The organism is Pseudocitrobacter sp. RIT415 (assembly GCF_003057695.2).
Classification (GTDB): Bacteria; Pseudomonadota; Gammaproteobacteria; order Enterobacterales; family Enterobacteriaceae; genus Pseudocitrobacter; species Pseudocitrobacter faecalis.
In genome coordinates this window covers 52949-78626 of sequence record NZ_QBJC02000013.1, presented here as the reverse complement: position 1 = coordinate 78626, position 25678 = coordinate 52949, and the positions used below count along the sequence as shown (strand labels likewise).

The 25678-nt window shown below is 53.7% G+C and carries 21 protein-coding genes; 13 read left to right on the top strand and 8 right to left on the bottom strand.

Translation table 11 applies throughout. The features are described 5' to 3' along the window. The first annotated feature begins 53 nt into the window (after nucleotides 1-53). From pabC to ptsG, 6 genes are all read left to right on the top strand, one after another. Nucleotides 54-863 carry an aminodeoxychorismate lyase gene (gene pabC / locus DBY68_RS14160; RefSeq protein ID WP_108475729.1) on the top strand — a complete coding sequence of 270 codons (810 nt, stop codon included), beginning with the start codon at nucleotides 54-56 and terminating at the stop codon, nucleotides 861-863. Between the two features lies 1 nt (nucleotide 864). Continuing rightward, entirely contained in the window at nucleotides 865-1887 is a 1023-nt protein-coding gene (gene yceG / locus DBY68_RS14155; RefSeq protein WP_108475728.1) for a cell division protein YceG, read from the top strand. Beyond that, nucleotides 1877-2518: a dTMP kinase gene (gene tmk, locus DBY68_RS14150; RefSeq protein WP_108475727.1), complete on the top strand. Its 642-nt coding sequence runs from the start codon at nucleotides 1877-1879 to the stop codon at nucleotides 2516-2518. Before yceG ends, tmk begins: the two co-directional genes overlap by 11 nt. Beyond that, nucleotides 2515-3519, top strand: a complete 1005-nt coding sequence (gene holB, locus DBY68_RS14145; RefSeq protein ID WP_108475726.1) for a DNA polymerase III subunit delta' — start codon at nucleotides 2515-2517, stop codon at nucleotides 3517-3519. The genes tmk and holB overlap by 4 nt, the downstream gene beginning before the upstream one ends. A gap of 10 nt (nucleotides 3520-3529) precedes the next feature. After that, on the top strand, nucleotides 3530-4324 hold the full coding sequence (locus DBY68_RS14140; RefSeq protein ID WP_108475725.1) for a metal-dependent hydrolase: 795 nt from the start codon (nucleotides 3530-3532) through the stop codon (nucleotides 4322-4324). 381 nt (nucleotides 4325-4705) lie between these two features. Further along, nucleotides 4706-6139: a PTS glucose transporter subunit IIBC gene (gene ptsG / locus DBY68_RS14135; protein ID WP_108475724.1), complete on the top strand. Its 1434-nt coding sequence runs from the start codon at nucleotides 4706-4708 to the stop codon at nucleotides 6137-6139. Between the two features lie 130 nt (nucleotides 6140-6269). On the opposite strand, the gene mfd is transcribed toward ptsG, so the two are convergent. Together mfd and DBY68_RS14125 are read right to left on the bottom strand one after the other, a co-directional pair. After that, nucleotides 6270-9716, bottom strand: a complete 3447-nt coding sequence (gene mfd / locus DBY68_RS14130; protein ID WP_108475723.1) for a transcription-repair coupling factor — start codon at nucleotides 9714-9716, stop codon at nucleotides 6270-6272. A gap of 143 nt (nucleotides 9717-9859) precedes the next feature. Continuing rightward, nucleotides 9860-10927 carry an acyltransferase family protein gene (locus DBY68_RS14125; RefSeq protein WP_108475722.1) on the bottom strand — a complete coding sequence of 356 codons (1068 nt, stop codon included), beginning with the start codon at nucleotides 10925-10927 and terminating at the stop codon, nucleotides 9860-9862. A 298-nt stretch (nucleotides 10928-11225) separates the two neighbouring features. Here DBY68_RS14125 and lolC point away from each other — a divergent pair, with 298 nt between their 5' ends. From lolC to cobB, 5 genes are read left to right on the top strand one after another with little or no spacing between them, the layout of a single operon-like run. Then, entirely contained in the window at nucleotides 11226-12425 is a 1200-nt protein-coding gene (gene lolC / locus DBY68_RS14115) for a lipoprotein-releasing ABC transporter permease subunit LolC (protein WP_108475721.1), read from the top strand. Further along, nucleotides 12418-13119 carry a lipoprotein-releasing ABC transporter ATP-binding protein LolD gene (gene lolD, locus DBY68_RS14110; RefSeq protein WP_108475720.1) on the top strand — a complete coding sequence of 234 codons (702 nt, stop codon included), beginning with the start codon at nucleotides 12418-12420 and terminating at the stop codon, nucleotides 13117-13119. The genes lolC and lolD overlap by 8 nt, the downstream gene beginning before the upstream one ends. Then, on the top strand, nucleotides 13119-14363 hold the full coding sequence (lolE, locus tag DBY68_RS14105) for a lipoprotein-releasing ABC transporter permease subunit LolE (RefSeq protein WP_108475719.1): 1245 nt from the start codon (nucleotides 13119-13121) through the stop codon (nucleotides 14361-14363). The genes lolD and lolE overlap by 1 nt, the downstream gene beginning before the upstream one ends. A 60-nt stretch (nucleotides 14364-14423) precedes the next feature. Beyond that, nucleotides 14424-15335: an N-acetylglucosamine kinase gene (gene nagK / locus DBY68_RS14100; protein WP_108475784.1), complete on the top strand. Its 912-nt coding sequence runs from the start codon at nucleotides 14424-14426 to the stop codon at nucleotides 15333-15335. A 14-nt stretch (nucleotides 15336-15349) separates the two neighbouring features. Further along, the gene (cobB, locus tag DBY68_RS14095) at nucleotides 15350-16171 is read left to right on the top strand and encodes a Sir2 family NAD+-dependent deacetylase (RefSeq protein WP_108475718.1); all 822 of its coding nucleotides are present in this window, start codon (nucleotides 15350-15352) and stop codon (nucleotides 16169-16171) included. 37 nt (nucleotides 16172-16208) lie between these two features. On the opposite strand, the gene bglX is transcribed toward cobB, so the two are convergent. Then, complete coding sequence (bglX, locus tag DBY68_RS14090; protein WP_108475717.1) at nucleotides 16209-18428, bottom strand: beta-glucosidase BglX; 2220 nt, start codon at nucleotides 18426-18428, stop codon at nucleotides 16209-16211. Then, a complete protein-coding gene (locus DBY68_RS14085) occupies nucleotides 18428-19696 on the bottom strand; it encodes a PTS transporter subunit EIIC (protein WP_233503893.1) in 1269 nt (422 codons plus the stop codon). The genes bglX and DBY68_RS14085 overlap by 1 nt, the downstream gene beginning before the upstream one ends. Before the next feature lie 214 nt (nucleotides 19697-19910). Here DBY68_RS14085 and DBY68_RS14080 point away from each other — a divergent pair, with 214 nt between their 5' ends. Both DBY68_RS14080 and DBY68_RS14075 read left to right on the top strand, forming a co-directional pair. Further along, on the top strand, nucleotides 19911-20621 hold the full coding sequence (locus tag DBY68_RS14080; RefSeq protein ID WP_108475716.1) for a GntR family transcriptional regulator: 711 nt from the start codon (nucleotides 19911-19913) through the stop codon (nucleotides 20619-20621). A gap of 81 nt (nucleotides 20622-20702) precedes the next feature. Beyond that, nucleotides 20703-21704, top strand: a complete 1002-nt coding sequence (locus DBY68_RS14075; RefSeq protein ID WP_108475715.1) for a DUF4034 domain-containing protein — start codon at nucleotides 20703-20705, stop codon at nucleotides 21702-21704. Between the two features lie 59 nt (nucleotides 21705-21763). Here DBY68_RS14075 and potD read toward each other — a convergent pair whose 3' ends face one another. From potD to potA, 4 genes are all read right to left on the bottom strand, one after another. Next, nucleotides 21764-22810 (bottom strand): spermidine/putrescine ABC transporter substrate-binding protein PotD, encoded by a 1047-nt coding sequence (gene potD / locus DBY68_RS14070; protein ID WP_108475714.1) that lies wholly within the window; start codon nucleotides 22808-22810, stop codon nucleotides 21764-21766. 67 nt (nucleotides 22811-22877) lie between these two features. Continuing rightward, the gene (potC, locus tag DBY68_RS14065; protein WP_108475713.1) at nucleotides 22878-23669 is read right to left on the bottom strand and encodes a spermidine/putrescine ABC transporter permease PotC; all 792 of its coding nucleotides are present in this window, start codon (nucleotides 23667-23669) and stop codon (nucleotides 22878-22880) included. Then, entirely contained in the window at nucleotides 23666-24523 is an 858-nt protein-coding gene (potB, locus tag DBY68_RS14060; protein ID WP_108475712.1) for a spermidine/putrescine ABC transporter permease PotB, read from the bottom strand. The genes potC and potB overlap by 4 nt, the downstream gene beginning before the upstream one ends. Then, entirely contained in the window at nucleotides 24507-25643 is a 1137-nt protein-coding gene (gene potA, locus DBY68_RS14055; RefSeq protein WP_108475711.1) for a spermidine/putrescine ABC transporter ATP-binding protein PotA, read from the bottom strand. The genes potB and potA overlap by 17 nt, the downstream gene beginning before the upstream one ends. Nucleotides 25644-25678: the final 35 nt, after the last annotated feature.

The following is a 25678-nucleotide window of genomic DNA, read 5'->3' as shown; positions in this document are numbered from 1 at the left end:
GTCCTGTGCTATTCATCCTGCGACACTATCCGCCCACCGAAAAGGAGCGCCTTATGTTCTTGATTAACGGCCTGGAACAGGACACCCTCGCGGTCAACGACAGAGCAACACAGTTCGGCGACGGCTGCTTTACGACTGCCCGGATAGCGCAGGGGGACGTATCCTTTCTCTCTGCCCATCTTGCCCGCTTACAGCTTGCCTGCCAGCGTTTAAACATCGTCTTCAATGACTGGACTCTCCTGCAAGACGAAATGCGTCAACTGGCGACTCAGCAACAGCAAGGCGTGCTGAAAGTCATTATCAGCCGCGGAGTGGGGGGCAGAGGCTACAGCGGTGCGGACTGTCTCGCTGCGACGCGAATTCTTGCTACCTCCTCGTCACCTGCCCATTACATGAACTGGCGCAGGGAAGGCATAACGTTAGCGCTGAGCCCGGTACGTCTCGGGCGCAATCCGTATCTCGCGGGTCTGAAGCATCTTAATCGGCTGGAACAGGTGCTGATCCGCTCTCATCTTGAGCAGACGGACGCCGATGAGGCGCTGGTTCTTGACAGCGAAGGGTGGGTTACGGAATGCTGTGCGGCTAACTTGTTCTGGCGTAAGGGGCGAGATGTTTTCACGCCGCGCCTTGACCAGGCGGGCGTGAATGGAATTATGCGCCAGCATATTATTGCGCAGCTTGCCGAATCGCCTTATCAATTGATTGAGGTGGTCGCACTGCCGGAAGCGTTAGCCGATGCAGACGAAGTGTTAATCTGCAATGCGTTGATGCCGATAGTACCGGTGCAGCATTATGCCGGGCACGATTGGCCGTCACGCGAACTTTACCTCTATTTAGCCCCACTTTGTGAGTTGTCTGATTAGCATGAAGAAATTGTTAGGCGTTATTTTGATACTGCTGGTAGTGATGGCTATCGCTGCGGGCATTGGCGCATGGAAAGTTCGTCAACTGGCGAACAGTACTCTGTTAATTAAGGAAGAGACCATTTTCTCCCTCAAAGCGGGAACCGGCCGCCTGGCGCTGGGCCAACAGCTTTACGGCGAAAAAATCATTAATCGTCCGCGCGTCTTTCAGTGGCTGCTGCGTCTTGAGCCCGAGCTCTCTCACTTCAAGGCTGGTACCTATCGCTTTACGCCATCCATGACCGTACGCGAAATGCTGCAATTGCTTGAGAGCGGTAAAGAGGCACAGTTCCCGCTGCGCTTCGTCGAAGGTATGCGGGTGAGTGACTATCTGCGTCAGCTACGCGAGGCGCCGTATGTAAAACATACGCTGGCCGATGACAGCTACGAAACCGTTGCAAAAGTGCTTGAGCTGGAACACCCGGATTGGGTGGAAGGCTGGCTGTGGCCGGATACCTGGATGTACACGGCCAATACCAGCGATGTGGCGATTCTCAAACGTGCGCACCAGAAAATGGTGGCCGAGGTCGATAAGGTCTGGGAAGGGCGTATGGAAGGGCTGCCGTATAAAGATAAGAATGAACTGGTGACGATGGCCTCAATTATTGAGAAAGAGACTGCCGTGGCTGAAGAGCGCGATCGTGTGGCCTCTGTCTTTATTAACCGCCTGCGTATCGGTATGCGCCTGCAAACCGACCCAACCGTGATTTACGGCATGGGAGAGCGTTATAATGGTAAATTGACGCGTAAAGATCTGGAAACGCCAACGGCTTACAATACTTATGTGATTGCTGGTATGCCGCCGGGGCCGATCGCGGCACCTGGGGAAGCGTCGCTGAACGCTGCGGCTCATCCGGCCAAAACGTCGTATCTCTATTTTGTTGCTGACGGAAAAGGCGGACACACCTTTAATACCAATCTGGTCAGCCATAACCGCTCAGTGCAGGACTATTTAAAAGCCCTTAAGGAAAAAAATGCGCAGTAACTATATCGTCATCGAAGGTCTGGAAGGCGCAGGGAAAACCACTGCACGCGATGTGGTGGTAAAAACCTTGCAGGAACTGGGCATCACGGATCTGGTTTTTACCCGTGAGCCGGGCGGGACTGTCCTTGCTGAAAAACTGCGTAGTCTGGTGCTGGATATCAAATCTGTCGGCGATGAAGTGATCACCGACAAAGCCGAAGTTTTAATGTTCTATGCCGCACGCGTACAACTGGTTGAGACGGTCATTAAACCGGCGCTGGCAAAGGGCGAGTGGGTGATTGGCGATCGCCACGATCTCTCCACCCAGGCGTATCAGGGCGGCGGACGTGGTATCGATCAACATATGCTGGCGACGTTGCGCAATGCAGTGCTGGGGGATTTCCGCCCGAACCTGACGCTTTATCTGGATGTTACGCCGGAAGTGGGCCTTAAGCGCGCCCGTGCGCGCGGCGATCTTGACCGTATTGAGCAGGAGTCGCTGAACTTCTTCAACCGTACCCGCGCGCGTTATCTTGAGCTGGCGGCGGCCGATGACAGCATTCGCACTATCGATGCGACGCAACCGCTGGAGCAGGTTATGAGCGACATCCGCCAAACGGTTATTGACTGGGTTGCGGAGCAGCAGGCATGAAGTGGTATCCGTGGCTGCGTCCCGCTTTTGAACAGCTGATTACCAGCTATCAGGCCGGTCGGGGTCATCATGCGTTGCTGGTACAGGCGCGCGCTGGCATGGGCGATGAAGCACTGGTCTATGCCCTGACGCGTTACCTGATGTGCCAACAGCCTGAGGGCCATAAAAGCTGCGGAAAATGCCATAGCTGTCAACTCATGCAGGCTGGTACGCATCCGGACTATTACGCGCTTGCGCCGGAAAAGGGCAAGAGCACGTTGGGTATTGATGCGGTGCGTGAGGTCAGCGAGAAGCTGTACGAGCATGCCCGCCTGGGCGGCGCTAAAGTGGTATGGATTGCCGATGCCGCGATCCTCACGGAAGCCGCCGCCAATGCGTTGCTGAAAACGCTGGAGGAGCCGCCGAAAAATACCTGGTTCTTCCTCGCCTGTCAGGAACCTGCGCGTTTGCTGGCAACCTTGCGCAGCCGTTGTCGTCTTTTCCATCTCGCCCCACCGTCTGAACAATACGGTTTAGCGTGGCTGGAACGTGAAGTGACAATGTCACAAAATGAACGGCTGGCGGCGTTACGCCTCAGTGCCGGCGCGCCTGCTGCGGCGCAAACGCTACTGTTGGAAGAGAACTGGACACCCCGGGCAAAACTGTGTCAGGGACTCTCTGCTACCCTTAGCAGCGGTGACTGGCTGGCACTGCTGCCGTTACTAAACCATGAAACGGTGGCCCAGCGTTTGCACTGGCTGGCATCGTTACTGTTGGACGCGCTCAAGCAACAGCAGGGGATTCGCACTATCGTGAACGTCGATTACGCCGCGTTAGTGCACCAGATTGCTCATGGGGTAACGACCACGCGTCTTCAGGCTATCGTGGCGGATATCTGTACCTGTCGCGAACAGTTGCTGAACGTGACGGGCCTGAACCGCGAACTGATCCTCACCGAGCGCCTTCTGCGCTGGGAACATTACTTGCAACCTGGTGCGGTACTGCCGGTATCGCATCTCTAAGAGAGACATTATGTTTTTAGTCGACTCGCACTGCCATCTTGATGGCCTCGATTATGAAAACCTGCATAAAGATGTAGATGACGTGCTGGCCAAAGCCGCCGCACGCGATGTGAAATTTTGTCTGGCTGTCGCCACAACCTTACCGGGTTATCGCAGCATGCGCGATCTGGTCGGCCAGCGTCCTGATGTTGTTTTCTCCTGCGGCGTCCACCCTCTGAATCAGGATGAAGAGTACGATGTAGAAGAACTGCGCCGTCTGGCGGCAGAAGAGGGCGTGGTCGCTATGGGGGAGACCGGGCTCGACTATTATTACACGCCGGAAACGAAATCCCGCCAGCAGGTCTCTTTCCGCCAGCATATTCAGATTGGCCGCGAACTGAACAAACCTGTCATCGTGCATACCCGCGACGCACGTGTTGATACGCTGGCGATTCTTCGCGAAGAAAAAGTGACGGATTGCGGTGGCGTACTACACTGTTTCACAGAAGACAGAGAAACCGCAGGTAAGTTGCTGGATATGGGGTTCTATATCTCTTTCTCCGGGATTGTCACCTTCCGGAATGCTGAACAACTGCGCGATGCCGCACGGTATGTGCCGTTGGATCGTCTGCTGGTTGAAACGGATTCGCCGTATCTGGCGCCAGTACCGCATCGCGGGAAAGAGAATCAGCCCGCGATGACGCGTGATGTTGCGGAGTACATGGCCGTTCTGAAGGGCGTTTCCGTCGAAGAACTGGCGCAGCAGACAACACAAAACTTTGCCCGTCTCTTCCATATTGAGCCCGCCCGCCTGCAACTTCCCTGATTTCACGGCTTATTTTAAAGCTCGTAATTAATAATCAAAGCGAGTAAAGTTCACCGCCATAAAAATGGCGGTGGATGGATTTTTTGTAACATTTGGCAATCAGTTATGTAAAGTTTCATAAGTATTTCATCTGTCGCTCATTGAAACGTGATAGCCGTCAAACAAAGTTCAGGGTATTTATTTTACTCTGTGTAATAAATAAAGGGCGCTTAGATGCCCGTTACATCGCGAGGTTACTCCCCCCTCGCTAATGCGTGAAAACGTAGAAAAAATACACAACATCATTCTTGTTGCGTCAGCAGGCACCGTAACTGCCGCTCACGCAGACGTAGCCCGAAAGGTGATGTGTAAAAGCACAAATACTCAGGAGCACTCTCAATTATGTTTAAGAATGCATTTGCTAACCTGCAAAAGGTCGGTAAATCACTGATGTTGCCAGTATCCGTACTGCCTATCGCAGGTATCCTGCTGGGCGTCGGTTCTGCAAACTTCAGTTGGCTGCCAGCCGTCGTTTCCCATGTTATGGCGGAAGCGGGCGGTTCCGTTTTTGCCAACATGCCGCTCATCTTCGCTATCGGTGTTGCACTGGGCTTCACCAATAACGACGGTGTTTCCGCTCTGGCTTCCGTTGTGGCCTACGGCATCATGGTAAAAACCATGGCTGTGGTTGCGCCGCTGGTTCTGCATCTCCCGGCTGAAGAAATCGCCGCGAAGCACCTGGCGGATACCGGTGTTCTCGGCGGTATTATCGCCGGTGCGATCGCCGCGTACATGTTCAACCGCTTCTACCGTATCAAGCTGCCTGAGTATCTGGGCTTCTTCGCCGGTAAACGTTTCGTTCCGATCATTTCTGGTCTGACCGCAATCTTTATGGGCATCGTGCTCTCCTTCATTTGGCCGCCGATTGGTACTGCTATCCAGACCTTCTCACAGTGGGCTGCTTACCAGAACCCGGTCGTGGCATTTGGTATTTACGGCTTCATCGAACGCTGCCTGGTGCCGTTCGGTCTGCACCACATCTGGAACGTACCTTTCCAGATGCAGATTGGTGAATTCACTAACGCAGCAGGCCAGGTGTTCCACGGTGATATCCCGCGTTACATGGCCGGTGACCCGACTGCGGGCAAACTGTCCGGTGGCTTCCTGTTCAAAATGTACGGCCTGCCGGCTGCGGCGATTGCTATCTGGCACTCTGCTAAACCGGAAAACCGTGCAAAAGTGGGCGGTATCATGATCTCCGCGGCGCTGACCTCGTTCCTGACCGGTATTACCGAGCCGATCGAGTTCTCCTTCATGTTCGTTGCGCCGATCCTGTATGTCATTCACGCGATTCTGGCTGGCCTGGCATTCCCGATCTGTATCCTGCTGGGTATGCGTGACGGTACCTCGTTCTCTCACGGCCTGATCGACTTTATCGTTCTGTCTGGTAACAGCAGCAAACTGTGGCTGTTCCCGATTGTCGGTATCTGCTATGCGATCGTTTACTACACCGTCTTCCGCGTGCTGATTAAAGCACTGGACCTGAAAACGCCGGGTCGTGAAGATGCATCCGAAGACAGCAAAGCTGGCGCGACCAGCGAAATGGCACCGGCTCTGGTGGCTGCTTTCGGCGGTAAAGAAAACATCACTAACCTTGATGCCTGCATCACCCGTCTGCGCGTTAGCGTGGCGGATGTCGCGAAAGTTGACCAGCCTGGGCTGAAGAAACTGGGCGCGGCAGGTGTGGTTGTTGCGGGTTCCGGCGTTCAGGCGATTTTCGGTACGAAATCCGATAACCTGAAAACCGAAATGGATGAATACATCCGCAATAACTAAGCTCGGTTGAGCGAAGTTGGGGAGAAGAAAAGGGGAGCCGAATGGCTCCCCTTTTTGCATCCTGAGGTTGCCTGATGCTCTGCGCTTATCAGGCCTACAGTTCAGTGAAGGGTAGGCCTGATATTGGGTATTACGCGATGGCGTTCTCTTCTAACTGGCGCATAAATTGCCGCACCCATTCCATCCGTGTTTTACGCTCGCTCAGGTCCTGGAAGAACTTCAGCCGCGTTGGGCCGTCCAGGCGAAAGTGCTGCGGCTGTTTCTGCAGCAGGCCAATCAACCAGCTCGGGTTCACATGGTTTTTCTCTGCGAACTCAATCACGCCGCCTTTCTCATTGCCTTCCAGCTTCCGAATACCCAGCTTCTGCGCCTGTTGACGCAAACGCGCGATATCCAGCAGCGTTCGCGCCGCATCCGGTAACAGACCAAAGCGGTCAATCAGTTCCACTTTGATTTCGTCCAGCTCGCTTTCACTTTTTGCACTGGCGATACGCTTATAGAAAGAGAGACGTGTATTGACGTCAGGAATGAAATCGTCCGGCAGCAGCGACGGCATACGCAGTTCAACTTCCGTTTGCTGGCTGGTGAGATCTTCCAGCGACGGCTCGCGGCCCTCTTTCAACGCATCGACGGCGTTTTCCAGCAGTTCCATATAGAGCGAGAAGCCAATGGTTTCCATTGAACCGCTCTGATCTTCACCAAGCAGTTCACCCGCGCCGCGAATTTCAAGGTCGTGGGTCGCCAGCGCAAACCCCGCGCCGAGATCTTCCAACGAAGCAATGGCTTCCAGACGTTTCTGCGCGTCGGTGGTCATCGCCTTTGGATGCGGTGTTAGCAGCCAGGCATAGGCCTGGTGATGCGAACGCCCCACGCGGCCACGCAACTGGTGCAGTTGCGCCAGACCGAAGTGATCCGCCCGTTCAATAATGATGGTATTGGCGGTGGGAATGTCGATCCCGGTCTCGATGATAGTGGTACACACCAGCACGTTAAACCGCTGGTGATGGAAATCGTTCATCACGCGTTCCAGTTCGCGTTCGCGCATCTGTCCATGGCCTATTGCGATACGCGCTTCTGGCACCAGTTCAGCCAGTTTATCCGCTGTTTTCTGGATGTTTTCAACGTCATTAAACAGGTAATAGACCTGACCACCGCGCAGAATTTCACGCAGAATGGCTTCACGCACCACCAGATTATCGTATTCACGCACGAAGGTTTTCACCGCCAGTCGACGCGCAGGCGGGGTGGCAATAATCGACAAATCACGCATGCCGCTCATCGCCATATTCAGCGTCCGCGGGATTGGCGTGGCGGTGAGCGTCAGGATATCCACGTCGGCGCGCATCGCTTTAATGCGTTCTTTGTGACGCACGCCGAAGCGGTGCTCTTCATCGACAATCAGCAACCCTAAATCTTTCAGCTTCACGTCGCTTTGCAGCAACTTGTGGGTGCCGATCAGTATGTCGATTTTACCGTCTGCCGCTTGCTCGAGAATTTGTGTCTGCTCTTTGGCACTACGGAAGCGAGAGAGCATTTCAATACGCACCGGCCAGTTGGCGAAGCGGTCACGGAAGTTATCGTAGTGCTGTTGCGCCAGCAGGGTGGTTGGCACCAGCACGGCCACCTGTTTGTTGTTTTCAACGGCAAGGAATGCGGCGCGCATCGCCACTTCGGTTTTACCAAAGCCAACGTCGCCGCACACCAGGCGGTCCATCGCCAGCGGCTGGCACATGTCGCTTAACACAGCATTAATAGCCTGCGCCTGATCCGGCGTGGTTTCGAACGGGAAGCTATCGCAGAAAAGCTGATACTGTTCACGATCGTGTTTAAAAGCAAAGCCTTCTTTCGCCGCGCGCTGGGCGTAAATATCAAGCAACTCTGCCGCGACATCACGCACTTTCTCAGAGGCTTTCTGCCGCGCGCGGGCCCAGGCATCGCCGCCCAGTTTATGCAGCGGCGCGTTTTCTTCTGCCCCACCGGCGTAGCGGCTAATCAGGTGTAGCGAGGAGACCGGCACATAGAGTTTGGCTTCGTTGGCGTAGGTCAGCATCAGGTATTCACCTTTGATGCCGCCAGCCTCCAGGGTGGTCATCCCTGCGTAGCGCCCAACCCCGTGTTCCAGATGCACCACCGGCTGGCCGATATGGAGCTCGGCCAGGTTGCGGATTAAGGTATCAGGATTGATGGTGCGGCGGGAGTCCTGACGACGTCGTGCCACGCGCTCGCCCAGCAGATCGCTTTCGCAAATCAGCACCCGGTTATTCTGCGTGTCGATAAACCCGTGCTCCGCCGCGCCAGTCATCAGATAACGCCCGGTATCCGTCGCTTCATCCAGCCGCAGAATGCGTTTTGGTGACAACTTAATCCGCGCCAGCAGCTCACCTAACGCTTCACGACGTCCTTCACTCTCCACGGAGAAAATCACCGGGCCGGTGAACGATTCCAGGAAGCGGCGCAGGTTATCCAGCGGCGCTTTGTTTTGCGCCTGAATCGCCAGCTCTGGCAGTGGACGAAAGCCGAGGTTAGTATTGGCGGCTTTCTCCGCCAGATGCTCAGTTTTGAGCTGAATCCGCGGCCATTTTTTTAGCTCACCGTTGAGCTCGTCCGGGCGCAGCCACAGGCGTTCGGGCTCGAGCAACGGGCGCATCGGGTCAACGCCGCGATTCTCGAAGCGCGCCTGAGCATCGGCCTGGAAGCGCGTGGCGCTGGCATCGAGATCGCCGGTATTCACCAGCAGCGTATTGGCCGGGAAGTAGCTGAACAGCGGCGGTAGCGGTTCGCTAAAGAATAGCGGCTGCCAGTACTCGATACCCGCAGGCAGCGTACCTTTGCTCACCTGTTGATAGATGTGCTCGGCATCGCGCTTCACATCGAATTTATCGCGCCACTGGCTGCGGAACAGTTCGATGGCGGTCTTATCGGTTGGGAATTCGTGTGCAGGCAGAAGATTAATGGAGTCGACTTCTTCCAGCGTGCGCTGGCTGTCCGGATCGAACACGCGCAGGCTGTCAATTTCATCATCGAAGAAATCGAGACGATATGGCTGCTCGCTGCCCATCGGGAAGAGATCGAGCAGCGCGCCGCGCGTAGCGTACTCGCCGTGCTCCATGACCTGATCCACGTGACGATAACCCGCGCTGTCGAGCTGCGCACGCAAGGCATCGCGTGACAGACGCTGCCCTTTTTTCATCATCAAGGCGTGGCCGTGCAGATAACTGTGCGGGCAAACGCGCTGCATCAGCGTGCTTACGGGCACTATCAGCACGCCGCGCTGCATCATCGGCAATTGATAAAGCGTTGAAAGACGAGACGAAATAATATCCTGGTGCGGCGAAAAACTGTCGTAAGGCAGCGTTTCCCAGTCAGCAAGGTTCATCACCAGATTATCGGTAAACTGGCTGATTTCATCGTGCAATCGCAGGGCATTCTGCATATCCGGTGCAATCAGGATAACCGGGCCGGTATGACGTTCGGAAATCTCCGCGACCAGCGTGGCGCAGGCCGCACCGGTCAATTCCCCCAGTTGACGCTGATCGCCAGCTTTGGTGGGTAGGGCGTAACGGGCTAGTTCAGGCATAGCGGGGCACGTTCTCCAGAAACCGCAAAGTGACACGGTAAAAATATCAATTTATTACGCTTATTATCCGTGATGGCGGCGGGAGTGCAACTGCGGAAAATCGAGGTGAGTCAATGCCAGGCCCGAAAGCCTGGCGTGAGGGGTCAGGACGTCGCCAGCGCGCGTTTTGCCGGTGGGCTAAACAGCAGATCGTCCGTCAGGCGGCGCGAAATCTGGCGCACTAAAAGGCCAAACAACGTACACACGATCAGGCTTAGCAGCGGGTAAGTGAGCAGCAGCGCCAGTTCGCTGGTTGCCGTAAGCGCATGCCCGTTGACCTGTTTGATGAGTATCAGGCTTGCGCCTTCGACCAGAATACGGTGCGTGGTGTAGATGGCGATGGTGTTTGAACCTACAACGTTCAGCCAGTTATTTTCGCGCGGTTGAATCACGTGACTGGCTCGCCAGAACAGCTTCATGATGACGAAAATCGACAGCAGTGCCATCAGCAGCGGTATCCCTTTGAAGTAGAGTGCTACGGCGGCGAGCGCGAAAACCAGAAGTGGAACAAATGCCTTGCGTGGTAGCGCTGTCGTTAGCCAGGCCATAATCGCCGTGCCGTACCATGCGCCCAGCGCATAATAGATAACGTTACGCATCACGCTGTTCATTCCCCACCACGGTAGCGGCAGGAAGTTGATTGCCACGCTGAGAAGGGCTAACGCGATGATGAGCGGCGCTTTCGCGCGTGCGAACAGTTTGCAGATAACGAAATAGACCACCAGCGCGTAGAGATACCACAGGCTGGTGCTGGCGGTCAGCATGCCATACAAAAACTCGCCGGGGTTATCGGCGTAGGCGGCGTTGGCGGCATTGCCAAGGTCGCGCTCCGGCGCCAGCCAGCTGTTTAACTGGCGTAGCGCCAGCCACTGCAACAGCCCCCACAGCGCCAACACGTAAACGATGTTCCAGATGCGTTTATCAACGCAGCCTTTCCACGGCACGTCGGCAATATAGCGCTGAATGAGAAAGCCCGAGATAAAGAAAAAGACCGGCATGCGGAACGGGGCGAGGTATAAATTAAAGTAGATCCAGCATTTTGAGAGCGTCTCTGACAAGGGATGCTGGAACGCAGAGAGATGCGGATAGAAGGTAATTACCGAGTGGTACACCACCACCAGGCAGATGCATAGCCCTTTTATCTGATTGATCCAGAGTGTCTTTTTTTGCATGTCGCCGAGCCTTTGTTGCCAAAAAATAAGGCGTTATCCTGAAGGCCATAAAAAAGGATGTAATGGGTAACAGTCTGTATTCAGACCATTTTCAGAAAAGGATCAGGTAACAGATAGCCCTTTATTTCCACGTTATTGTGGACATCAATCGTCTGTTTTATCTGCTAATCTGGAACCAGTTGCTTGATTTTTAGGAATATTTTAACCGGGCAATGACGAAAACTTACTGTTTCACTCATTTACGCTCTTTGCTTTCGCTTATATACTCATGCCTCTGCTATCAGCAAAGACGGATTACATGTATCAACCTGTCGCACTATTCATTGGCCTGCGTTACATGCGTGGGCGTGCAGCGGACCGCTTCGGTCGCTTTGTTTCCTGGCTGTCGACAATCGGCATTACGCTTGGCGTAATGGCGCTGGTCACCGTGCTTTCGGTGATGAACGGTTTTGAACGCGAGCTGCAAAACAACATTCTGGGGCTGATGCCCCAGGCCATCCTGACCGCTGATAACGGTTCACTCAATCCCCAAACGCTGCCTGAGAAAGACGTTAAGCTTCAGGGCGTCACGCGGGTTGCACCGTTAACCACCGGCGATGTGGTGCTGCAAAGCGCGCGCAATGTCTCGGTTGGCGTGATGCTGGGGGTTGATCCCGCCCAGAAAGATCCGCTGACGCCATATCTGGTCAACGTCAAACAGAGTGCGCTGGAAGCGGGCAAATACAACGTTATTCTTGGTGAACAGCTAGCGGGGCAACTGGGCGTTAATCGTGGCGACCAACTGCGCGTGATGGTGCCGTCGGCCAGTCAGTTTACGCCGATGGGCCGCGTTCCGAGCCAGCGTCTGTTTAATGTCATCGGCACCTTCGCCGCGAGCAGCGAAGTCGATGGTTACCAAATGCTGGTTAATATTCAGGACGCCTCGCGCTTAATGCGCTATCCGGCGGGGAATATCACCGGCTGGCGTCTGTGGCTTGATAAGCCGTTGCAGGTTGACACTCTTAGCCAGCAAACGCTGCCGGAAGGCACCAAATGGCAGGACTGGCGCGAGCGTAAAGGCGAGCTGTTCCAGGCAGTGCGCATGGAGAAAAACATGATGGGGCTGCTGCTGAGCCTGATCATCGCGGTGGCGGCCTTCAATATCATTACCTCTCTGGGGTTGATGGTGATGGAAAAGCAGGGCGAAGTCGCCATTCTGCAAACCCAGGGGCTGACACCACGTCAAATTCTGATGGTCTTTATGGTTCAGGGCGCGAGCGCGGGCGTGATTGGTGCGCTGCTTGGCGCCGTACTGGGCGTGTTGCTCGCCAGCCAGCTTAATAACTTAATGCCAGTTATCGGCGCGTTTCTCGATGGCGCGGCGCTGCCGGTAGCTATCGACCCGTTGCAGGTCATCGTGATTGCGCTGGTGGCGATGGCGCTGGCGTTACTCTCTACGCTTTATCCTTCCTGGCGCGCTGCCGCCACTCAACCCGCTGAGGCTTTACGTTATGAATAAGATCCTGTTGCAATGCGACAACCTGTGCAAACGCTATCAGGAAGGCTCTGTGCAAACCGACGTGCTGCACAATGTGAGCTTTAACGTAGGCGAAGGCGAGATGATGGCGATTGTCGGTAGCTCCGGCTCCGGTAAAAGTACGCTGCTGCACCTGCTGGGTGGGCTCGATACGCCGACCTCCGGTGATGTTATTTTCAGCGGTCAGCCGATGAGCAAGCTCTCTTCGGCGGCAAAAGCTGAGTTGCGTAACCAGAAGCTGGGCTTTATTTATCAGTTCCATCATCTGCTGCCCGATTTCACCGCGCTGGAAAATGTGGCGATGCCACTGCTTATTGGCAAGAAAAAATCGGCGGAAATCAACGCACGCGCCTTAGAGATGCTGAACGCCGTAGGGCTTGGACATCGTGCGCGTCATCGCCCGTCAGAACTTTCGGGTGGTGAGCGCCAGCGCGTGGCAATTGCCCGTGCGCTGGTTAACAACCCGCGTCTGGTGCTGGCGGATGAACCGACCGGCAACCTGGATGCCAAAAACGCTGACAGCATATTTAAACTGCTGGGGGAATTGAATCAGTCGCAGGGAACGGCGTTTCTGGTGGTTACCCATGACCTGCAACTGGCGAAACGTATGGGACGCCAGCTTGAGATGCGCGATGGCCGTCTTACCGATCAGTTATCCCTGATGGGAGCAGATTGATGGCTCCGTCTCTCTCCCTTCTCATTGGCCTGCGCTTTAGCCGTGGGCGTCGCCGCAGCGGCATGGTGTCACTGATCTCCGTGATTTCCACCGTCGGTATCGCGCTGGGTGTCGCGGTATTGATCCTCGGTTTAAGCGCCATGAACGGCTTTGAACGCGAGCTTAACAATCGCGTACTGGCCGTGGTGCCGCACGGGCAAATTGAAGCGGTAAACCAGCCGTGGAGCAACTGGCGCACCATCCTGCCGCAGGTTGAAAAAGTGAACGGCATCGCGGCGGCGGCACCGTACATTACCTTCACCGGGCTGGTGGAAAGCGGTAGCAATATGCGCGCGATACAGGTGAAAGGTGTCGATCCTGCGCAGGAAAGCCGTTTAAGCGCGTTGCCGAAATTTGTGCAGGGCGAAAGCTGGAGCGACTTCAAGGCCGGTAGCCAGCAAATCATCATCGGCAAAGGCGTGGCGGATGCGCTGAAGGTGAAGCAGGGCGACTGGCTGACCATCATGATCCCGAATGCCAACGCAGAACATAAGTTGCTGCAACCTAAACGCATTCGTCTGCATGTCTCCGGCATTTTGCAGCTTAGCGGCCAGCTCGATCATAGCTTTGCCATGATTCCACTGCAGGATGCTCAGCAGTATCTGGAAATGGGTGACAGTGTCACGGGCATCGCTATTAAAGTTAACGATGTCTTTAACGCCAATAAACTGGTGCGTTCGGCAGGGGAAGTGACCAACAGCTATGTCACGATTCAGAGCTGGATTGGCACCTACGGCTATATGTACCGCGATATCCAAATGATCCGCGCGATTATGTATCTGGCGATGGTGCTGGTGATCGGCGTGGCGTGCTTTAACATCGTCTCGACATTGGTGATGGCGGTGAAAGATAAAAGTAGCGATATTGCGGTGCTGCGCACATTGGGCGCAAAAGACGGGCTGATCCGCGCGATTTTCGTGTGGTATGGTTTACTCGCTGGCCTGCTGGGCAGCCTTCTCGGTGTGGTGATTGGCGTGCTGTGCGCGCTGAATCTGACGCCGATTATCAAGTGGATTGAAGGCGTTACGCGCCATAAATTTTTGTCTGGTGATATCTATTTTATTGACTTCCTGCCGTCTGAACTTCACTGGCTGGATGTCTTTTATGTGCTGGTCACCGCACTGCTGCTGAGTTTGCTGGCGAGCTGGTATCCGGCTCGCCGCGCCAGCCGTATCGACCCGGCGAGGGTGCTGAGTGGCCAGTAATTTAACGTCCTGACGGTGCAGTTTTGCCGCTGCGCGCGTCAGTAAGAGGAATTTACGATGATGCATTATGGATTTGATATAGGCGGCAGCAAAATTGCACTCGGCGTGTTCGATATGACGCGACAGTTAGTCTGGGAAACACGTGTCGCCACGCCAAAAGAGAGTTACGACGCGTTTCTTGACGCCGTTTGCGGGCTGGTGGCGCAAGCCGATGCGCGCTTCAATTGTCAGGGAACGGTGGGTATCGGTATTCCTGGCATGCCGGAAACCGAAGACGGTACGCTGTATGCGGCCAACGTGCCTGCCGCTACGGGTAAACCGCTGCGCGCAGACCTGACTCGGTTGCTAGAGCGCGATGTCCGTCTTGATAACGACGCAAACTGCTTCGCTATCTCAGAAGCGTGGGACGATGAATTCACCCAATACCCGCTGGTGATGGGGTTAATTCTGGGCACCGGCGTCGGTGGCGGCATTGTGCAGAACGGCAAATCGATTACCGGCCATCGCTATATTACCGGAGAGTTCGGTCATATCCGCTTGCCGGTGGATGCGTTAGAGGTGGTGGGGCGTGATTTTCCGTTAACCCGCTGCGGCTGCGGGCAACGGGGCTGTATCGAAAATTACCTTTCCGGGCGCGGATTCGCCTGGCTTTATGCACATTTTTATCACCAGCAACGCACCTCACCGGAGATTGTCGCATTGTGGGAGCAGGGCGACAGGCAGGCGCGTGAACACGTTGAGCGCTATCTGGATCTTCTGGCGGTGTGCCTGGGCAATATTTTAACTATCGTGGACCCTGATTTAGTGGTTCTCGGTGGCGGGTTATCAAACTTTTCAGCTATTACAGATGGGCTTGCGCAGCGCCTGCCGCGCCATTTACTCCCCGTCGCTGCCGTACCGCGCATAGAACGCGCAAGGCACGGTGACGCGGGAGGAATGCGCGGCGCTGCCTTCCTTCATCTCACAAACTAATACATGGAGTAGATATGCAGTCGCGCCGCTTACATCGATTGAGCCGTTTTCGTCGGAATAAACGTCAGCTGCGCCAGCGTCTGCGCCAGCGGATTTTTTTCACTGACAGGGTGATACCAGAGCATATGGATAAACCAAGAGTTCTTGTGCTAACGGGCGCCGGTATTTCGGCTGAATCGGGTATTCGCACGTTTCGCGCGGCTGATGGATTGTGGGAAGAGCATCGGGTTGAAGATGTCGCCACGCCGGAAGGATTCCAGCGCGATCCGGCGCTGGTTCAGGCGTTTTACAATGCGCGCCGCAGACAGCTCCAGCAACCTGAAATCCAGCCGAATGCTGCGCATATCGCGCTGGCGAAGCTGGAAGAGGCGCTGGGCGATAACTTTATGCTGGTGACGCAAAATATCGACAATCTGCACGAGCGCGCTGGCAGCAAAAATGTGCTGCATATGCACGGCGAATTGCTCAAAGTGCGTTGCACGCAGAGCGGGCAAGTGCTGGACTGGACTGATGATGTGACGCCGGACGACAAATGTCATTGCTGTCAGTTCCCGGCGCCGCTGCGTCCTCATATCGTCTGGTTTGGCGAGATGCCGTTTGAGATGGACCACATCTATCTGGCGCTCTCTATGGCCGATATTTTCATCGCCATTGGAACCTCCGGTCACGTCTATCCGGCGGCAGGTTTTGTGCATGAAGCGAAACTTCACGGCGCGAAAACCGTGGAGCTTAATCTCGAACCCAGCCAGGTGGGCAGCGAATTTGAAGAGAAGTACTACGGGCTGGCGAGTGAAGTGGTGCCGGCATTCGTGGAAAAACTGCTGCAAAAAATGTAATCCTGCCACCCGGCGATGTTCGCCGGGTGGCAGTCGCTTAATCTGCGCGGTAGATAAATTCGCCCTCCAGTACGTCTACGCTACTGGTGCCGACGAAAATGTTGAATCTCCCGGGTTCAATAACCTGCTCGCCATCCGCGTTGTAGAACGCGAGCATCTCCTCGCTCACCTCAAAAATCACCCGTCGCGTTTCGTCGCCGCGTAAGGCGATCTGCCTGAAATCCTTCAGCATCATGACCGGACGCGCGACGCTGGCGACGCAATCGCGGAGATAGAGCTGGACTGTCTCAATGCCGGCATGTGACGTCAGATTTCGCACCGTAATACCCACACTCAGCGTTTCGCCTGCGCTAAATTGTGCGGCGAGGGTTAATTCGCTGAGTTCGACACGATGCCATGAGAGCCCGAAGCCAAACGGGAAGAGTGGCGTAGTGGGGCAATCGAGATATTTTGAAATAAACCGGGGGCTGTGGTCGGACTTATCCGCGGGCCTGCCGGTCGCGAGTGCATTGTAATAAATCGGCACCTGGCCGTTTGCACGTGGGAAACTCATCGCCAGACGTCCGCTCGGGTTCGATTTGCCGTACAGTACATCAGCGATCGCGTGCCCACCTTCACTGCCGGGAAACCACGCCTCAATGACGGCATCAACATGCTCCACGACATCGCTTAGCACCAGTGGACGACCGTTGAACAGGATCAATACCGTTTTCTTCGCGGCCTGCGCGATCGCCTGAATGAACGAAACCTGATGTCGCGGGAGATGGATATCGGTGCGGCTTGCGGCTTCACCGCTCTGCATCATGTGCTCACCCATAGCCAGCAGCACGACATCGGCCTCACGCGCATACTGCAATGCGCGCGCCTGCTCGGTTTGCCGTTGTTCTTCACTCATGCAGAATTGCGCATCAACCTGGGTGGTGGCACCAAATTCACCAAGAAAATCATAATTAAGCAGCAGATCGCAGCCCTGCGTACTTAGCAGCTCTTCCGATGTGATCACCTCATTAAGTGCCTGTTTCAGGGTGACACTGCGTGACTTCTCGCCATAGACCGCCCACAGGCCAATAATATCCGGATTATCGGCATAGGGGCCAATCAGCGCGACTTTTATGCCGGGTTTCAGCGGAAGCACGGCGTTGTCGTTTTTTAACAGTACAAGGCTGCGGGCAGCGGTTTCCCGTGCCAGCGCCAGATGATCCGGGTGATAAAACCATGCCCGTTCTTTTTCTTCTGATGCGCCGCGAAACGGGTCGTCAAACAACCCCAGGGTTTCTTTAAGTTGCAATACGCGTGTTACTGCCTGATCCAGCCGCTTCATTGGAATAACGCCTTCATTCACCAGCCCGGCCAGATAATTGACATAGCAGGGCGATTTCATGTCGATATCCAGCCCGGCGAGAAAGGCCAGTTGGCTGGCATGGCGCTCATCCTCTGCCACGCCGTGAGGGATGAGTTCCTTGACGGCGGCATAGTCGGCGATGGTCACGCCGTCGAACTGCCAGCGATCGCGCAAGATGGTTTGCAACAACCAGCGATTCGCGCTGGCGGGAATGCCATCGATTGTATTGAAGGCTGACATCACCAGTTTGCAGCCTGCCTTAACTGCGGCAAGATAAGACGGGAGATAATCGTCGAAAAGGGACTGACGAGAAAGCTCAACGGTGTTGTAATCGCGCCCGGCGACAGGCGCGCCATATCCGGCGAAATGCTTCACACAGGCCGCCAGTCCTTCACCGCGTTCCAGGTTGTGCTGAAAGCCGCGCACACAGGCGCTGACCATACGGCTGTTGAGTAGCGGATCTTCCCCTGTCGACTCCATACAGCGGCCCCAGCGCGCATCGCGAACCAGATCGGCCATCGGCGCAAAGGTCACATGACTGCCTGCGCTGACGCCTTCTTTCGCCGCCACCTGACAGCAGCGTTCAATTAGCGTGGGCGACCAGCTACAGCCCAGCGCCAGCGGGATGGGGAAAACGGTGCGATAGCCGTATACGATATCCGCCATAAACAGCAGCGGAATTTTCAAACGGCTGTTTTGCAGATACTGCTCCTGAATATGACGCGTCTTTTTCGCGCCTGAGACGTTCAAAACCGAGCCAGCACACTGAACCTGTTGCTGGCTGATGCCAAGCTTCGCTTTTGGGCCAACAGTAAGCTGAGGCTCGTCGACAAAAAACTCGCCGGAAAGCTGCACTAGCTGGCCGACTTTTTCCTCCAGCGTCATTTGCGCCAGCAGCGTGGTGATTCTGCTCATCAGTGGGTTTCCTCTGTTTCACGCTTCAGCGCCGCTTTTTCCGCCAGCTTAAACCACGGGAACCACAGTAAGGGGGAAAGAATCAGCTGTAAAAAAAGATGCAGGAGAATAATGGAGGTCGCGCCGCCAATAGAGGCAAAAAAGCCCAGCGGCAGGCCGAAAATGGTTTGCGCGCCGACAATTTTGGCGACCAGTCCCATCTTGATCAGCGCCCAGGAAAGCGTTATCGCAATCGCGTTATTGGTGATAAAAGGCACCATCAGGTGATAGTTCATCACCAAGGGGGTACCGAAAATAACAGGTTCAGTGATGCCAAAGAGGGCTGGCGTGAGTGCCAGACGGCCTACCTGTTTAAATTGCTTACTGCGTGACAGGCACATCAGCAGTACCAGCCCCAGCGCCAGCCCCCCCCAGGTGACGATATTAAAGAATGCCAGGCCCAACACATTAGGCAGTTCCTGACCGTTCTGCCAGGCAGCCAGATTTTCAAGATCCATGGCCAGCCAGATGGGCGTCACCAGCGGCAGCACGACATTGGTTCCGTGAATGCCCAAAAACCAGAAGATCTGCATAATCAACGTTACCAGCAGGAATGCCAGCAGGCTTCCGCCCAGCCCTTTCAGGGGTTGCTGAATCAGCGTATAGATGCATTGGTGGAAACTGCCCCAGGGTGTTTCCATAAAGGCGCGGTTAATCAGCATCGCCACCAGGCCTACGGTCAGAAAGGGTAATAGCCCCTGAAAGACACGGCTGATCATGGGCGGGACGCCTTTTGGCATTTTTATTGTCCAGCCGCGTTGCACCACAAAGATGAACAGCCGTCCAACGCCAAGGCCGATCAGCATGGCCGAGAAAACCCCCTGCACGCCGAGCCAGGTAAGAGGAATGGCGCTGATATTGCCTTCGGCATCCGCCAGCGGCGTGACGATCAAAAAGGCCATCACGGCGGCAATGCCGCAGAGGGAGCCGTCGACTTCGACGTCATAATGACTGACCAGATGGCGTGCCATAAAAAAGGTGACGTAGAGTGCCAGCATACCCAGTGTGCAGGTGGCGACGCCGCTGAATACCGGAACCATCTTTGTTGCGACAAAGAATTGATGCACGCTATCGATGGGGAAAACGATAAGCAACACGCTAATCGAGCCGATAAGCGTAATAGCGATGGTGGAAACCATTGATACAGAGATGGTTTGCAACCATGGGCTGCGCCCCAGAGCGGCAATAATAGGATCTAATTTCTGAAAAGCTTTCTCAAATTTATTCATGATAAATATATTTAATTGGCCAAGGTTGTCGTTATTTTTGTGATTATCAAAACGGGAATATGTTAAGCGTATCAATCTTTAAACATAACAACCTGTTCTACTCTAAAGCAGAAAATGAACATCTGGCGTGCATTTCAGTCAGAAAAAAGATAGTTAATTGATATCGCTGGATTTAAGATGTCTGAAAGTTGTTCTTTTATGGATTGAATTCGAGATGATTTATAAAAATATCATTAAGGCGATTCGGGAATTAATTACCAAGAATAATATTTCTGTGGGTGAAGCTTTACCTCCTGAATATCAACTGGCCCAGCGCTGGGATGTGTCGCGCAATACTATCCGTAAAGCACTGGCGGAACTGGCTGCAGAGGGCATCATTGAGACACGAAAGGGTGCCGGAAGCTTCTTGTGCGGTAAGAAATTTACGCCGCAGGTCAATACCTCGATGGGCTTTAGCGAAATTGCGCGCCTGCATGGTAAGCCATCCACCAGTCGCGTACTGAAGTTTGAAGCGTTGCCCGCCACGGAGGAGATCGCCGCAAAACTAAACATTGCGTCCGGCGAGTGGGTTTATCAGGTGAAACGAATACGCCTCATCGATAATATTCCTATGCAACTGGAAAACACCTGGCTTTCGGTCACACGGTTTCCGCAGCTAACAATCAGCGATATGAATAAATCAAAGTTTGATTTTTTTGAACGCGTGTGTGGAATAATCCTATCAGGATCGTTTGAAACATTTTCGACCGAGCTGGCGAATCAAGAGGTGGCGCAGATACTGAATATTAGCGTTAAAGATCCGGTCATGAGAATGGAAACGCAGGCGGTGGATATCCACCATGCAATTCTTGATTATTCTATTCTCTATAATAATAGTTATGAATTTAATGTGCAGTATTTTTGGCCAAGGCAACTATCCCGCTGAGGTTTTTCTGGAACAGGATGATTTATTTTTTTAAATGTCTATAATGCAGCGGTGTATAAGTCATTTTCAAGGAGTGAACTGATGCTAAAGTGTTTTTTTAAAATATTACCGATGGCTTTATTTGTAGTATCAATGAATTCAGCACGAGCTGCCGATGAAGAACAAGAGCGAATGGAGATTCAGCAGCCAATTATTGATATGGTTTTTAAAGAAAAATGGTCAAAGCTTGATACATTGTTTTCCAGCTATGTTAATGGTTTTCCTTCAACCAGTAATGGAACACATAAACTTATCTTAGCGTACCTTGCGGTTACTGATAATAATGTCAGTAAACCTGATGGCGGTGAATCTACAGCAGATGACTGGCTAAAAGCTAACCCAGACTCCACGGTCGCGATGATGCTCAAGGCGAGTAGCTATAGTTCTAAGGCTTTCTACCTGCGCGGAGAAGGGGCTGCAGAAACGGTTGATGAAGATGTATGGCCAAAATTCAAAGCATTGATTGAACAAGAAAAAAGCTATTTATTAAAACATAAAAATATCGCAGATAAAGATCCTATGTGGTATCAGTTAATGATATCGGTGGCACGAAATCTTAACGACCATGAATTATTAATGAAAACCCTGGAAGAGGGTAGCCAAAAATATCCTACCCACCAAAATATCTATCTCGATGCCATGGAAGGCAGCCTACCGAAATGGGGCGGGTCTCCTGAGCTCGTTGAAAAAATTGCACAACTTGCGGCGAGCAGAACATCGGCGCAATCAGGCAAATCGTATTATTCCTATGTATGGTATAACGCATTATCATTCCAACCGGAAATGATGGAGTTACTGGATGCGGGGCAAATCATTTCATGGGAGACGATGAAGACGGGGTGGCACGATCGCTATAAAGCATACCCCACACCGCAAATCGCGACAGAATATATGACCACAGCCTGCCTGGCTCAGGATGAAAAAGGGTTTACTGAGGGATATTCATGGGTGAACAATCAGTATGGCGAGCTGGTTGAGCAAGTGTGGTTACGCAATATGAGCTATAACCGTTGCGCTGATTTCTTTAGGTCGAAGCACAAATAATCGCAGTTGAAAACGGATGAAAGCGTCGGGGCTACCCTTTACCCCGACGCTGGAACGGATTACCGTCCCGCCTTCAACTTCTGATAATACTCTTCATAAATCGCGCTGGCCGCACCAACGTCGTTCTGCCATTCGCCTTTGCTGATGGTATCAGCGTCAGGGTAGAGCGATTTATCGTTAGCCACGTCCGGGCTCAGCAGCTTACGTGCCGCGAGGTTTGGCGTTGGGTAGCCGATGGTTTCCGCGACCTGTTTTGCCACTTCCGGGCGTAGCAGGAAGTTGATGAGCTTCAGCGCACCTTCCTTGTTTTTGGCATTTGCTGGAATTGATAGGCTATCCATCCAGAAAATTCCACCTTCTTTCGGCCAGACGACCTCCAGCGGCGTGCCGTTCTGACGCGCGACCCACGCCGAGCCGTTCCACACCATACCCAGATTCACTTCGCCTTCCATATACGGGTTTGCCGGGTTATCCGAGTTGAAGGCGGCCACATTTGGCATCAGTTTTTTCAGCTCGTTATAGGCCGCTTCAATCTCTTTTGGATCGGTGGTGTTGCCTGAATAACCCAGCTTGCGCAGCGCCATCTGGAATACTTCGCGCGCATCGTCGGTTAACAGCAGGCTATTTTTATATTCTGGCTTCCACAGATCGGCCCAACTGGTGATGCTTTTCGGATCGATACTGTCGCTGTTTACACCGATAGCGGTCGCCCCCCAGATATACGGAATGGAGTAATCATTATTCGGGTCGAACGGTTTATTGAGCATTTCCGGATCGAGGTTGTTGAAGTTGGTTAACTTCGTCTTATCGATCTTCTGGATCATACCCTCTTTGCGCATTTTATCGACGTAGTAGGTGGAAGGCACCACCAGGTCATAGGCGCCGTCTTTGTAGGTTTTGAGTTTGGCGTACATGGTTTCATTCGATTCATAGGTCGAATAGATAACCTTGATGCCCGTCTCTTTCGTGAACTGTTCTAGCAGTCCCGGCGGAACATATTCCGTCCAGTTGTAGAAGTAGAGGGTTTTCGTGTCATCAGCGTGAGCGGTGCTCATTCCCAGTGCTAAAGCACCCGCTGCGAGCAGGTGGCGTGACCATTTTTTCATTTAACGTCCCCTGATTGAGCCCCGAAAGGCTGCTGTGTTGATTGGCCTGAATTCAGGCCAATTCCCATTATGCCTGGCGCGCCAGACCTTTCGTTTTATCGCGTGCGATAAGCTGGCTGGCAATCACCAGTACCAGTGACAGCACCAGTAAAATCGTCGCCAGCGCATTCACTTCCGGCGATACGCCCACTTTCACCATTGAGTAAATCTTCAATGGTAAAATTTCATAGCCCGGCCCGGTCACAAACGACGAAACCACCACATCATCCATCGAGAGCGTGAAGCTCAACAGCCAGCCGGCGGCCACCGCAGGCATCGCCAGCGGTAAAATGATTTTACGCAGGATGGTGAATTCGCTGGCACCTAAATCTTTCGCCGCTTCCAGCATCCGCACATCAAACCCTTTCAGGCGCGAGTAGACGGTGACCACCACAAACGGCAGGCAGAAGGTGATATGCGAGAACAGCAGCGACCAGAAGCCGAGCTGGATCCCCAGTAGCATAAACAGTACCAGCAGCGAGATGGCCATCACGATGTCCGGCGACATCATCACCACGAACAGCATGCCGCTGACAAACGGTTTGCCGCGAAAACGGTAGCGGTAGAGCGCCACCGCCGTCAGCGAACCAATCAGCGTGGCGAAGGTGGCCGAGAAAATAGCCATCGTTAGCGAGTGTTGGGCGGCCTGCAGCAGGCTGTCATTGTTCATCAACAGGCTATACCAGTTGGTGGTGAAACCCTGCCAGTTAATCCCGAAACGCGAGCTGTTAAAGGAGTTCACGATCAAAATAATAATCGGGATGTAGAGATAAGCGTAAATGGCGGTCATAAAACCGCCGCGCAGCAGTTTACCGATCATTCCAGCTCCACCTTTTTGTTCAGCAGACGCGAGGCGCGCCAGTAAACCAGCAGCATTAGCCCCATCACTACGGTCAATGTAATGCTGGTGGCCGCACCGAACGGCCAGTCGCGAATATTAAGGAACTGGCTCTTAATAACGTTACCAATAAGCAGGTTTTTCGCGCCACCCATCAGGTCAGAGACGTAGAACAGCCCCATCGCCGGCAGCATGACCAGCAGACAGCCTGCGATAATGCCAGGCATCGTCAACGGAAGGATAATGCGGATGAATGTTTGCAGTTTATTGGCCCCCAGATCCTTCGCCGCTTCCAGCAGGGGTTTATCGAGTTTTTCGATGCTGGAGTAGAGCGGCATCACCATAAACGGCAACAGGATATAGACCAGGCCAATGATGACCGCGCTCGGCGTGAACATGATGCGAATCGGCGTATCGATAATGCCCAGCCATAGCAAAAACTCGTTCAGATAGCCTTTGGTACTGAGAAAAATCTTCAGGCCGTAGATGCGAATCAACGAGTTCGTCCAGAAGGGGACGATCAGCAGAAATAGCAGCAGCGGGCGCACCTTCTGCGGCAGCTTCGCCAGAAACCAGGCAAACGGATAACCCAGCACCAGGCAGGCCAGCGTGGCGATGAGCGCCATATTCAGCGAGTGCAGCAGCACCTCGAAGTAAAGCGGGTCGAGCAGGCGCGCGTAGTTATCCAGCGTAAAGACCATTTTGACGAAACTGGCGTCGTCACGGGTCAGAAAGCTGGTACCGATGATCATCAGGTTGGGCAGAAAGACAAATAACACAAGCCAACCGACGATTGTGGCAATCACCACATTCTGGAACTTACTTGTGTTCTTCATCAGCCAGTACGACCTCCCAGCTTTCTACCCAGTTGATAGCCATTTTTTGATCGAGCGAATGGTCGAAGTCCGGGTCATCTTCATTAAAGAATTCACTGACCAGCACCATCTTGCCGTTTTCCAGCTCGACGACCGATTCCAGCGTCATGCCCTTATAGTTGCGCTCGCGGACGTAGCCAATCAGACCTTCAATATGATCGTTGTGGTTGATTTCATCAACACGCAGATCCTCCGGGCGCAGCAGCACATTCAGCTTCTGGCCAGGCGTGACCGGGAAATTGACGTCAATATTACACTCGCGACCTTCGACGTTGGCGCGAACCCGCCGTTCATCAAGGCGCTCAATGACGGTCGCGTCGAAAATATTGATCTCGCCAATGAAACTGGCGACGAACAGGTTTTTCGGCTCTTCATAAATTTCACGTGGCGTGCCGTCCTGCTCAATACGTCCGTCGCGCATCACGACAATACGGTCGGACATGGTGAGCGCTTCTTCCTGATCGTGCGTAACAAACACAAAGGTGATGCCAAGCTTACGCTGCAATGCTTTGAGTTCGTTCTGCATCTGCTTACGCAGTTTGTAGTCGAGCGCCGAGAGCGATTCGTCCAGCAACAGTAAACTCGGTTTATTGACCACCGCACGGGCAATCGCCACGCGCTGCTGCTGGCCACCGGAGAGCTGATGCGGCTTGCGCTCAGCGAACTCTTCCAGTTGCACCATTCGCAGCGCGTCGGTTACGCGAGGGGTAATTTGATCGGCAGGGGTTTTCTGCATGCGCAAGCCAAATGCCACGTTTTCGAAGACGGACATGTGCGGGAAAAGCGCATAACTCTGGAAAACGGTGTTCACGTGGCGATCTTCAGCCGGGATATTAGTAATATCCTGATTTTCCAGATGAATCGTCCCTGAGTCTACATTTTCCAGACCCGCAATAAGACGAAGGACGGTTGTTTTACCGCAGCCAGAGGGCCCAAGCAGCGTAAGGAACTCGCCGTTATTGATGGTCAGGTTCAGATCGGAGATGACCGTTTTACCATCGAAGCCTTTGCGAATTCCCGCCAGTTGCACCAGCGGTGAAAGCGAACGCGATTGTGTATTCAATTTTTTACTCTGTCCCATTCAGACGCACCGGATGGCTTACCGATGCGGGGTTT

Bases quoted from the DNA above. Each gene is read 5' to 3' on its own strand.
- pabC (WP_108475729.1), top strand. From the start codon at position 54: ATGTTCTTGATTAACGGCCTGGAACAGGACACCCTCGCGGTCAACGAC.
- yceG (WP_108475728.1), top strand. From the start codon at position 865: ATGAAGAAATTGTTAGGCGTTATTTTGATACTGCTGGTAGTGATGGCT.
- tmk (WP_108475727.1), top strand. From the start codon at position 1,877: ATGCGCAGTAACTATATCGTCATCGAAGGTCTGGAAGGCGCAGGGAAA.
- holB (WP_108475726.1), top strand. From the start codon at position 2,515: ATGAAGTGGTATCCGTGGCTGCGTCCCGCTTTTGAACAGCTGATTACC.
- DBY68_RS14140 (WP_108475725.1), top strand. From the start codon at position 3,530: ATGTTTTTAGTCGACTCGCACTGCCATCTTGATGGCCTCGATTATGAA.
- ptsG (WP_108475724.1), top strand. From the start codon at position 4,706: ATGTTTAAGAATGCATTTGCTAACCTGCAAAAGGTCGGTAAATCACTG.
- mfd (WP_108475723.1), bottom strand. From the start codon at position 9,716: ATGCCTGAACTAGCCCGTTACGCCCTACCCACCAAAGCTGGCGATCAG.
- DBY68_RS14125 (WP_108475722.1), bottom strand. From the start codon at position 10,927: ATGCAAAAAAAGACACTCTGGATCAATCAGATAAAAGGGCTATGCATC.
- lolC (WP_108475721.1), top strand. From the start codon at position 11,226: ATGTATCAACCTGTCGCACTATTCATTGGCCTGCGTTACATGCGTGGG.
- lolD (WP_108475720.1), top strand. From the start codon at position 12,418: ATGAATAAGATCCTGTTGCAATGCGACAACCTGTGCAAACGCTATCAG.
- lolE (WP_108475719.1), top strand. From the start codon at position 13,119: ATGGCTCCGTCTCTCTCCCTTCTCATTGGCCTGCGCTTTAGCCGTGGG.
- nagK (WP_108475784.1), top strand. From the start codon at position 14,424: ATGCATTATGGATTTGATATAGGCGGCAGCAAAATTGCACTCGGCGTG.
- cobB (WP_108475718.1), top strand. From the start codon at position 15,350: ATGCAGTCGCGCCGCTTACATCGATTGAGCCGTTTTCGTCGGAATAAA.
- bglX (WP_108475717.1), bottom strand. From the start codon at position 18,428: ATGAGCAGAATCACCACGCTGCTGGCGCAAATGACGCTGGAGGAAAAA.
- DBY68_RS14085 (WP_233503893.1), bottom strand. From the start codon at position 19,696: ATGAATAAATTTGAGAAAGCTTTTCAGAAATTAGATCCTATTATTGCC.
- DBY68_RS14080 (WP_108475716.1), top strand. From the start codon at position 19,911: ATGATTTATAAAAATATCATTAAGGCGATTCGGGAATTAATTACCAAG.
- DBY68_RS14075 (WP_108475715.1), top strand. From the start codon at position 20,703: ATGCTAAAGTGTTTTTTTAAAATATTACCGATGGCTTTATTTGTAGTA.
- potD (WP_108475714.1), bottom strand. From the start codon at position 22,810: ATGAAAAAATGGTCACGCCACCTGCTCGCAGCGGGTGCTTTAGCACTG.
- potC (WP_108475713.1), bottom strand. From the start codon at position 23,669: ATGATCGGTAAACTGCTGCGCGGCGGTTTTATGACCGCCATTTACGCT.
- potB (WP_108475712.1), bottom strand. From the start codon at position 24,523: ATGAAGAACACAAGTAAGTTCCAGAATGTGGTGATTGCCACAATCGTC.
- potA (WP_108475711.1), bottom strand. From the start codon at position 25,643: ATGGGACAGAGTAAAAAATTGAATACACAATCGCGTTCGCTTTCACCG.